The sequence below is a fragment of the Klenkia sp. PcliD-1-E genome (assembly GCF_024124375.1).
Taxonomy (GTDB): Bacteria; Actinomycetota; Actinomycetes; order Mycobacteriales; family Geodermatophilaceae; genus Klenkia.
The window spans coordinates 1-9522 of record NZ_JAMXRZ010000141.1; the positions used below are offsets into that span (position 1 = coordinate 1).

The window sequence follows — 9522 nt, forward strand, 5'->3', positions numbered from 1 at the left end:
GGGGCGCCGGGTGCGCCGGGGGCGCCGGGAGCCCTCGGGGTGCCCGGCGGGGTGAGGCCGTAGGCGCCGGCCATCGCGGCGTCGCTGGGCACCGGGGCGTCGGTCGGGCCGGTGAAGGCCGGGGCCTCCGACAGCCGCGCGGACGCCACGGCGTACTCGGTCATCAGCGGGTTGACCACCTCGTCGAGGGCGCGCTGCGTGTAGTGCCGCAGGTTCTCCTCGTGCCGGTTGTCCCCGATGTCCTCCAGCTCCAGGCCGAAGAAGCCGCCGTTCTCGTCGTCGTCCTGCAGCTCGGCGGTCCGCTGCTCGTAGTCCCGCCAGAGCTGGGTCATCGCCGTCTGGTAGGTCTCGATCATCCCCGCGAGGTCGTCGAGGGTCCGGCTGTTCTGCTCGGCGGCCTGCTGCCACTGCTGCAGCGACCAGGAGGTCTGCCCGACGCGGGTCAGGTAGGCCCGGGAGGCGTCGGAGTCCCAGTCGTCCTGCAGCGCCTCGCCCCGGCGGACGAGCGTGTCCCGCTGGGTCTGGAGCAGCTGGGCGAGCGACGTCCAGGCCTGCGCGGACTTCCGGATGCTCTCCGGGTCCTCCATCTGGACCACCATCGGGTACAGCTGCTTGATGGTGTAGTCCTCGGGGTTGGCCGCGTCCTGCGTCGCCTGGTTGTAGCTGGACCGGTCGACGTCGTAGCTGGGCTGGTACCCCTCGGGCGTGTAGCCGAAGTCGCCCGGCACGTCAGGAGGACGGCGTGGGCGACGGCGTGGGCGACGGCCCCGGGGTGGCCGTCGGGACGCCGGTGCCGTTGCTGCCGCTCGGCGAGTTCATCGACCCCGACGCGGTCGGCGTCGGCGCGTAGCCCGGGGTGGGGGTCGGGGTGGCCGCCGCCTGCTCGCGCTCCTCGCGCTCGGACCGGAGGTCGATGGCCTCCTGGTCGTCGTAGCCGTCCTCGCGGGCCTGCTCGTCGTGGGCCTGCACCTGCTGCGTGGGGGTCGGCGCCGGGCAGGCGGCCACCGGGGTCGTCGTGACCGTCGGGGTGGGGCGGTACCCGTCCTCGTAGGTGCCGTGGTCGTCGGGGTCCTCGCCCATCCGGCGGAGCATCACGCGGCGCTGGGCCTCGGCCCGCGCGGCGGCCTGCTGGGCCTGGGCGACCTGCCGGCCGATGGAGTCCTGGCCGGGCGCGGGGGTGAAGGCGGCGTCGACGCCGTTCATCAGCACCTGCTGCTCGGAGTCGCCCTCGCGGTAGTTCTGGGCGACGGTGATGCCCGCGTAGCCCAGCGCGGTGAGACCACGGGCCGCGTCCTGGGTCAGCTGGAGCACCGAGGCGGCCAGGCTGGAGTAGCGGGAGCGGGCGAGCGCGGCCTCGGTGAAGCCGCTCCCACCGATGTTGGCCGACATCACCCCGGTCATGGAGCTGCTCAGCCCGGACGTGAGGTCCTGGGACTGCTCCACGGTCTTCTTGCCGAAGTCAGAGATCTGGTCCGGCCGGGCGAACGTGCCCTCGCTCATGTCGTCTCCCGGTGCTCGTCGTGGTGGCCCGCGTCGCGCGTCGGGAAGAGTACCGGGCCGGGCCGGTCCGCCGCTCGGCGCCGGTTCACAGCTCCGGGGGCAGCCAGGCCAGCTGGACCAGCTCGGTGCCGCGCCGCCGGGTGACCAGCCAGCCGCGGCCCGGGGGCTGCGGGCCCGGCTTGACCGCGCCGACGAGCGCGCCCTCGCCCTTGTCGCCGTCCATGACGATGCCGGGGGTGGCCAGCTCCCGCAGCCGCTGCAGGACCGGCTCGAACAGCGCCCGGTTGGCGCCGCCGCTGCGCCGGGTGAGCACCAGGTGCAGGCCGACGTCGCGGCCCTGGGCGAGGAACTCCAGCAGCGGGGTCAGCGGGTTGGGGCTGGCCGCGGCGACCAGGTCGTAGTCGTCGACGACCAGGTACAGCTCGGGTCCGTCCCACCAGCTGCGGTCGCGCAGCTGGGCCGGGGTCACGTCGGGACCGGGCAGCCGGCCCTGCATGACCTGGGCGACCTCGGCCACCATCTCGCGGGCCGTCGGGGCCGACGTGGCGTACCCGATGCTGTGCTCCTCGCTCACTGCGCCGAGCAGGCTGCGCCGGAAGTCGATGGTCAGCACCCGCACGTGGTAGGGCGTCCACTGGTCGGTCACCCGGCGCACGAAGGACCGCAGGAACGTGCTCTTGCCGCACTCGGCGTCGCCGAACACCACCAGGTGCGGTTCGACCTGCATGTCCAGGTGCACCGTGGACAGGTCACCCTCGGCGATGCCGATCGCGATGCCGCGGTTGGGGTCGGCGAGCAGCTGGCCGTGCTCGACCAGGGCCGGCAGCAACCGGACGCCGGGGGCGACCGGGCCGTGCCAGCGGGCCTTGACGGCGTCGACCAGCCCGGCCACGCCGTCGGCGAGGTCCTCGGTGCCCTGCTCGCCGTCGATGCGCGGCAGCGCGGTGAGCACGTGCAGCTTGTCGGCGGTGATGCCGCGGCCGGGCGTCTCGGCCGGGACGTTGACCGCCGTCCGCCGGTCCAGCAGGGAATCGCCCGGGTCGCCGAGCCGCAGCTCCAGCCGGGTGCCGAACAGGTCCCGGATCGCCGGGCGCAGGTCCAGCCAGCGCCCGGCCGACACCACCACGTGGATGCCGTACGACAGCCCCCGGCCGGCCAGGTCGGTGACCGCGGCCTCGATGTCCTCGAAGTCGTTGCGGACGGTCAGCCAGCCGTCGACGACGAGGAAGACGTCGCCGTACGGATCGTCGGCGACCTGGCCGGACCGCAGCCGGCGCCGGTAGGTGGCCATCCCGTCGACGCCCTGATGGGCGAAGGCGAGCTCGCGCCGGGCCAGCAGGGTCTGCAGCTCGGCCACCGTGCGGCGCACCTGGTCGGTGTCGCTGCGGGCCGCCACGCTCCCCACGTGCGGCAGCTCGCGCAGGCCGGCCAGCGTGCCGCCGCCGAAGTCCAGGCCGTAGACCTGCACCTCGCGCGGGGTGTGGGTCAGGGCCAGGGAGGCCACCAGGCTGCGCAGCGCGGTGCTCTTGCCCGACTGCGGGCCGCCGACGACCGCCACGTGGCCCCCGGCCCCGGACAGGTCGAGCACGAGCGGGTCGCGGCGCTGGTCGGCGGGCTTGTCGACGACGCCGACGGTGACCCGCAGACCGCCCCACTGGTCGGGTGCGTCCACCGTGGTGCCGCGGTCGGGGTGCTCCACCAGCGGTGGCAGCAGCTGGTCCAGCGACGGCGGCTCGGCCAGCGGCGGCAGCCAGACCTGGTGCGCCGGGGTGCCCCGGCCCTCCATGCGGTCGACCAGCACGTCGAGCAGGCTCTCGCCCACCGCGCTGCCCTCGTCGGGCGCCGGCTCGGCCTCGCCCTCGGCGGGGGTGGCCGGCACCGGCGGCGCGAGGTACTGCGTGTCGTAGGTGTGCACGACCGGACCGGCGGCCGCGCCGACCTCGCGGCGCTCGGTGGGCCGCTTGTAGGTACCGCTGACGTAGGCGGCGCGGAAGCGCTCCAGCGGGTCGGTGCCGTACTTCATGAACCCGTGGCCCGGCGCGCGCGGCAGCTCGAAGGCGTCGGGGGCGGCCAGCACCACCCGGCTCTCCATCGCCGAGTTGGTGCGCAACCCGATCCGGTAGGACAGGTGGGTGTCCAGGCCGCGCAGCCGGCCCTCCTCCAGGCGCTGGCTGGCCAGCAGCAGGTGCACACCCAGCGAGCGGCCGACGCGGCCGATCTGCACGAACAGGTCGATGAAGTCGGGCTTGGCGCTGAGCAGCTCGCTGAACTCGTCGCAGATGATCAGCAACGTGGGCACGGGGGGCAGCGGGACGCCCGAGGTGCGGGCGCGCTCGTAGTCCCGCAGCGAGCTGTAGTTGCCCGCCGAGCGCAGCAGCTCCTGGCGGCGCAGCAGCTCGCCGTTGATGGCGTCGACCATGCGGTCGACCAGCGGCAGCTCGTCGGCGAGGTTGGTGATGACGGCGCTGGTGTGCGGCAACCGGTCCAGCTTGGTGAAGGTCGCGCCGCCCTTGAAGTCGACGAGCACGAAGTTCAGCGTCTCGCTGTCGTGGGTGACGGCCAGGGCCAGCACCAGGGTGCGCAGCAGCTCGGACTTGCCGGCGCCGGTCGCCCCGACCAGCAGCCCGTGCGGGCCCATGCCGTCCTGCGCGGACTCCTTGAGGTCCAGCTCGACCGGGGCGCCGTCGGGCCCGACCCCGATCGGGACCCGCAGCCGGTCACGGTTGGGCCGGGGTGCCCACCCCTGCTCGACGTCGTAGCCGTAGGGGTCGGCGATGTCGAGCAGGTCGGCCAGCCCGGTGGCGGTGCTCAGCGCGGCGTCGCCGCCGCGGCTGCCGGCCGACAGCCGGAACGGGGCCAGCTGGCGGGCCAGGGACTCCGCGAGCGGGCCGGCCAGCTCGTCGGCCCGGCCGATCTCGGCGGTGCCGTCGGTGGTCCGGCTGCGCAGCGTGCCGTCGTCGTCGACCTCCAGGACCAGCGTGCCGCGGTCCAGCAGACGGGGCGGTGGGGTGCTCAGGTCCAGCACGGTGACGCCCTCGACGCCGCCGTCGGTCATCAGGTGGCTGGAGCCGGCCACCTCACCGCCGTCCAGGACGACGACGACGTGCGGACCGGGCACCGGCACACCCGACCCGCTGGGGTCGAACCGTGGGCGGACGGCGAGGAAGTCGTCCAGCAGGGCCTCCAGCGCCGGCACCGTGGGGGAGACCAGCCGCAGCCGGCCCAGGGCGTCGGTGCGCTCGGGGTGCTGGCCGTGCGGGAGCCACTTCGTCCACTCCCAGCCGGCCCGCTCCTCGGTGCCCGCGGCGACGGCGACCAGCAGGTCGTCGGGGCTGTGGTGCACGGCGAGCTGGGCGACGACGGCGCGGGCCAGCGCCCGCCGGCGGGCCGGCGGTCCCAGCACGTGCACCCGGCCGAAACCGTTGACCGCCATCGCGACGGGGAGCTCGGGGACGACGGAGTAGGTCAGCACGAAGCGGCGCAGCGCGCTGGCGCACAGCGGTTCCAGCTCGTCCAGCGGCCGGGTCTGCGGGGGGACGACGGGCGTGGCCAGCGCCTGCGGGCCGCGGCCGATGCGCACCACGCCGAAGTCGGCGTGCTCGCGGCGGCGCTCCCACAGCCGGTGGCTGGCGGCGGTGACCCACAGCTGGTCGGGCTCGGGGTGCCGGTAGAGCATGGCCTCGCGCTGGGCCTGCGCGGTGCGCCGCACGCTGCGCCGCTGCAGGGCCAGGTGCCGCATGTAGGCCCGACGGTCCTCGGCGAGCTGCCGCTTGCCCGAGCCGCCGGCGTTCACCAGCCCCATGGCGACCATGCCGAGGGCCGAGACGCCGAGCAGGCCGCCGGCGACGTAGCCCAGCGGGCCACCGCGGCCCTGGGTGAACAGCAGCGCCATGGCCCCGGCGCCGGCGAGCATCGGCAGCATCATGAGGACCTGGCCCCAGCGCCGACCCCCGGTGGGGATCTCCGGCGGCGGGTCGAGGACCACCTCGCCGCTGGGCAGCTCGGGGGCCTCGCGCCGCGGCTGGCGGCGGAGCACGACGGTGCTCATCGGGTTCCTCCTCACCGCGAGAGTGGTCCGTATCGTATGGGCCGCCCCGGATGCGGGCCGCTGGACCGACGACGGATGGGTGGTGCGATGTGACGCGGTCCGTCGGCGGTGGGCTGGCGCGGGTGACGGTGGCCTCCCCGCTGCGCCGGGTGGACGTGGCCCTGCCCGACGCGGTCCCGGTGGCCGAGCTGCTGCCGGCCCTGCTCCGCAACGCGGGCGAGGGGCTCGCCGACGACGGCCAGGCGCACGGCGGCTGGGTGCTGCGCCGGGTGGACGGGCAGCTGGTCGACCCGGCCCGCTCGCTGGCGGCCCAGGAGCTGCGCGACGGCGAGGTGCTGCACCTGGTGGCCCGCCAGGACGACTGGCCGGAGCTGGACTACGACGACGTCGTGGACGCGATCGCGGGCTCCGCGCGGGCCGCCAGCCCGGACTGGGGCCCGGCCGCCACCCGCCGCACCGGGGTGGCCGTGGCGTGCGCCGCCCTGCTGCTGGCCCTCGGCCTGGCCGGGACCGGCCCCGACCACGCGCTGGCCGGCGTCGTCGCGCTCTGCCTGGCGCTGGTCGCGCTGGGCGGTGGTGTCGTGCTGGCCCGGCTGGCCTCCGACGCCGAGGCGGGCACGGCGCTGGCCGTCGTCGCGATGGTGGCGGCCGCCGTCGGCGGCGGCCTGGTCGGGCTGGGCGAGCAGCCGCTGTCCGCGCTGGGCCCCGCGCAGGTGCTCACCGCCGCCGTGGCGCTGGTGCTGGTCTCCCTCGTCGGCGTGGTCGCCGTGGCCGGCCGCACCCAGTACCCGGTCGGCGGCGTCGTCGTCGGGGTGCTCGGGGTGGTCGCGGCACTGCTGGCGCGGGCCGGGTCGGTCGACGGCACGGACGCCGCCGCGGTGGTCGCCGTCCTGGTCGTCGTGCTCGCGCCGCTGGCCCCGCTGCTGTCGCTGCGGCTGGGCAAGCTGCCGGTGCCGGCCCTGCCCTCGACCACCGAGGACCTGCTCGCCGACCCGCCGCCGGTCGGGCGGGCCCGGGTCGAGGCCCGCGTGCGCCGCACCGACGAGCTGCTCACCGGCATGCTCGGCGGCGGTGCCGCGGCGGCCGTGCTGGCCACCCCGGTCCTGCTGACCAGCGGCCGGACGTCGGCGCTGTGGCTGGTCGGGCTGGTCGCGGCGGTCTCGCTGCTGCGCGCCCGGTTCTTCCCCGCCGCCCGGCACCGGGTCCCGCTGCTGCTGGGCGGGCTCCTGCCGGCGCTGGCGCTCGGCGTGGCCGCGGGCGGGCTGCCCGAGCCCTGGGTCGCGGCCGGGGCGGTGCCCGCGCTGGTCGTGGTGGCCGGGCTGGCCGTGGCCGCCGGGCTGGTCTTCCGGCACCGCGCGCCGGGCCCCTACGTCGGCCGGGTCGCCGACGTGCTCGACGTCGTCCTGGTGCTGGCCGTGGTGCCGGTGGCCTGTGCGGTGCTCGGGCTCTACGGCTACGTCCGCGGCCTCTACGGCTGACCGGGGTCCTCCGTGGCGAGCAGGCGGGACCTGTACCAGAGCTACCAGTTCCTGGTGAAGCGCGTCGTGTCCGGCGTCGTGCTGCGCGAGACCGACCCCGCGCAGAGCCCGCTGCGCCGGATGGGCGGGGCGGTGTTCGGCAGCGTCATGGTCGCCGTCCTGGCCCTGGCCGTCGCCGGTGTCGTCGGGGTCGTCTCGCCCGGCGGGAACGACCGGTGGAAGGACCAGCCGGCCGTCGTCGTGATGGAGGAGACCGGCGCCCGGTTCGTCTGGCTGCCCGACCAGGCCGGCGTGTTCCACCTGCACCCGGTCGGCAACTTCGTCTCCGCCGCGCTGCTGGCCGGCACGTCGGACGTCGTCGAGGTCTCCCGGGCCTCCCTGGCCGGTGCCCCGCGGGGGCAGGCGCTGGGCATCGACGGCGCCCCGGACGCCGTCCCCGCCGCCGACCAGCTGGTCGGGGCGCCCTGGACGCTGTGCGCGGTCCCGGTCGAATTGGCCAGCGGTGAGCAGGTCACCCGCACCGCCCTCGTCGTGGGCGGGACGGCCGACGGCGGGCGCGGCGCCGGCGACGCGGGCTTCCTGGCCCGCGACGTCGACCGCGGCACGCTGCACTACGTCCGGGACGGCGTGCAGTACCCGGTGCCCGACGAGGGCGCGGTGCTGCAGGGGCTGACGCTGGGCGACGAGGTGCAGGTCCAGGTCGGGACGGCGTGGTTGTCCGGTCTCCCCGAGGGTGCCCCGCTCGCGCCGCAGCCGGTCGCCGACCGCGGGCAGCCCTCCACGGCGCTGCCGGGCGCGGTCGCCGGGCAGGTGGTGGTCGTGCAGTCGGAGTCCGGTGGGCAGCTGTACTACCAGGTGGCCACCGACCGCCTGGTCGGCATCAGCCGGGTGCAGGCCGACCTGCTGCTGGCCGACCCGACGCTCGCGGCGCTGGCCTACGGGGGCGCACCGCCCACCGCGCTGCCGGTCAGCCCGGCGCAGACCAACGGGGCGACCCTGGTGCCGCTGCCCGAGCCCGGCCCGCTCGACCCGCCGGACGAGCAGCCGCCCACGCTCCCCGTGTCGTCGGCGACCGAGACGGTGTGCGCCGCCTTCGACGGCGTCGGCCAGCGGCCGGAGGTGTCCCTGGGGGCCGAGGTCGACGCCTCGGGCGCGGCGCTGAGCGAGCAGCGCACCGCCGACGGCACGGTCCTGGCCGACGCGGTCGTCGTCCCGGCCGGCGGCGGGGCGCTGGTGCGGGCCCAGGAGTCGGACTCCGCGGCCGACGGCCCGCTGTTCCTGGTGACCGACCAGGGACGGGCCTACCGGGTGCCCGACGAGGCCGTCGCGGGCGTGCTCGGCTACGCCGGGGTCGACCCGGTGGCCCTCCCGGCCGCCCTGGTGGCCCGGGTGCCGGCGGGCCCGCCGCTGAGCCCTGACCTGGCCCGCGGCGCGGGCTGAGGCCCGCAGGACCGCTGGACGGCGGTTCGCCAGCTCCGGCCCCGTCCAGTACCGTTCGCCGTGCTCACCGACGCCCCACAGGCGTCACCACGGTCCGACCCGGTCGACTCCACCCGGCCGTTCTGGAGGGATGAGGAACACATGGCAGATGGAACTGGCGCCAGTCCGGAGCAGATGGCGACCTTCGCCCGGTCGGCCTCGGACGCCGCGGAGCAGCTCAACGCGCTCTTCCGCAACCTGAACAACCAGCTCGCGACCCTGGAGTCCCAGTCGCGCGGCCAGTTCGCGACCGCGTTCGCGCAGGTCAAGAACACCGTGAACACCGAGAGCGCGAACATGAACGCCGCGCTCGGTGCCATCGCCGCGTCGGTGGGCCAGGCCGGTGCCAACTACACCCGCAGCGACGAGGAGATGCGCGGTCAGATGACCAGCGTCGAGAACCTCACCACGGGCATCACCAGCGGCCTGGTCCGCTGACCCGGCGCATCGAGAAGAGGGAGCAGACATGAGCGGTGGCGAGTACCAGGTCAGTTGGTTGCTGCAGAACGAGGCCGCGGGCTTCGTCAACGGCGCCTCCTCCGGCCTCGACTCCTCGTTGAGCGACGTCAACAACCAGGTGAACTCCCTGATGAGCACCTGGACCAGCGACGCGCAGGTCGCCTACGGCGCCCGCCAGGCGCAGTGGAACTCCGCGGCCGACCGGATCAAGGAGGCCCTGATCTCCTTCCAGACGGCGCTGGCCTCCTCGGCGGAGACCTCGCAGTCCACCGAGCAGACCAACGTGGGCATCGTCTCCGGCTGAGCCGACCCGCAGCTGCTCGACGGCCGCTCCCCGCTCGCGGGGGGCGGCCGTCCTGCGTCCGGGGTCAGGGCAGCGGCGGTGCCCGGAACAGCGCCTCGCCGGGGACGAACTCCGGGTCGCGCTCGACCCGGGGCGGCGGAGGCAGCGCGCCGGCCCGCCAGCGCCGGCGGCGGAGACGGGGGACCAGCACGGCGAGCAGGCCGACGGCGGCGGCAGCGGCCAGCAGGCCCAGTGACCAGCGCACGGCCGTCGTC

General features: G+C 75.7%; 8 protein-coding genes. 4 read left to right on the forward strand and 4 right to left on the reverse strand.

Features of this window, described 5'->3' with window-relative positions:
* The 3 genes from NH342_RS19985 to eccCa form a co-directional block, all read right to left on the reverse strand.
* Positions 1-728 (reverse strand): WXG100 family type VII secretion target (locus NH342_RS19985; protein ID WP_253017595.1); only part of this gene is annotated, 728 nt, incomplete at its 3' end.
* A 1-nt stretch (position 729) separates the two neighbouring features.
* Complete coding sequence (locus NH342_RS19990; protein WP_253017597.1) at positions 730-1500, reverse strand: hypothetical protein; 771 nt, start codon at positions 1498-1500, stop codon at positions 730-732.
* 85 nt (positions 1501-1585) lie between these two features.
* Complete coding sequence (eccCa, locus tag NH342_RS19995; protein WP_253017599.1) at positions 1586-5548, reverse strand: type VII secretion protein EccCa; 3963 nt, start codon at positions 5546-5548, stop codon at positions 1586-1588.
* A gap of 89 nt (positions 5549-5637) precedes the next feature.
* Here eccCa and eccD point away from each other — a divergent pair, with 89 nt between their 5' ends.
* The 4 genes from eccD to NH342_RS20015 all read left to right on the forward strand — a co-directional run bounded on the left by eccD (position 5638) and on the right by NH342_RS20015 (position 9268).
* Positions 5638-7026, forward strand: a complete 1389-nt coding sequence (gene eccD, locus NH342_RS20000; RefSeq protein ID WP_253017601.1) for a type VII secretion integral membrane protein EccD — start codon at positions 5638-5640, stop codon at positions 7024-7026.
* A 12-nt stretch (positions 7027-7038) separates the two neighbouring features.
* The gene (eccB, locus tag NH342_RS20005) at positions 7039-8466 is read left to right on the forward strand and encodes a type VII secretion protein EccB (protein WP_253017603.1); all 1428 of its coding nucleotides are present in this window, start codon (positions 7039-7041) and stop codon (positions 8464-8466) included.
* A 174-nt stretch (positions 8467-8640) separates the two neighbouring features.
* Complete coding sequence (locus NH342_RS20010; protein ID WP_253017605.1) at positions 8641-8943, forward strand: WXG100 family type VII secretion target; 303 nt, start codon at positions 8641-8643, stop codon at positions 8941-8943.
* A gap of 28 nt (positions 8944-8971) precedes the next feature.
* Positions 8972-9268, forward strand: a complete 297-nt coding sequence (locus tag NH342_RS20015; RefSeq protein WP_253017607.1) for a WXG100 family type VII secretion target — start codon at positions 8972-8974, stop codon at positions 9266-9268.
* A 64-nt stretch (positions 9269-9332) separates the two neighbouring features.
* Here NH342_RS20015 and NH342_RS20020 read toward each other — a convergent pair.
* Positions 9333-9522: hypothetical protein (locus NH342_RS20020; RefSeq protein WP_253017608.1), on the reverse strand; the 190-nt coding region annotated here is incomplete at its 5' end.

Coding starts and splice junctions, on each gene's coding strand:
- NH342_RS19990 (WP_253017597.1), bottom strand. CDS start 1,500: ATGAGCGAGGGCACGTTCGCCCGGCCGGACCAGATCTCTGACTTCGGC.
- eccCa (WP_253017599.1), bottom strand. CDS start 5,548: ATGAGCACCGTCGTGCTCCGCCGCCAGCCGCGGCGCGAGGCCCCCGAG.
- NH342_RS20010 (WP_253017605.1), top strand. CDS start 8,641: ATGGCGACCTTCGCCCGGTCGGCCTCGGACGCCGCGGAGCAGCTCAAC.
- NH342_RS20015 (WP_253017607.1), top strand. CDS start 8,972: ATGAGCGGTGGCGAGTACCAGGTCAGTTGGTTGCTGCAGAACGAGGCC.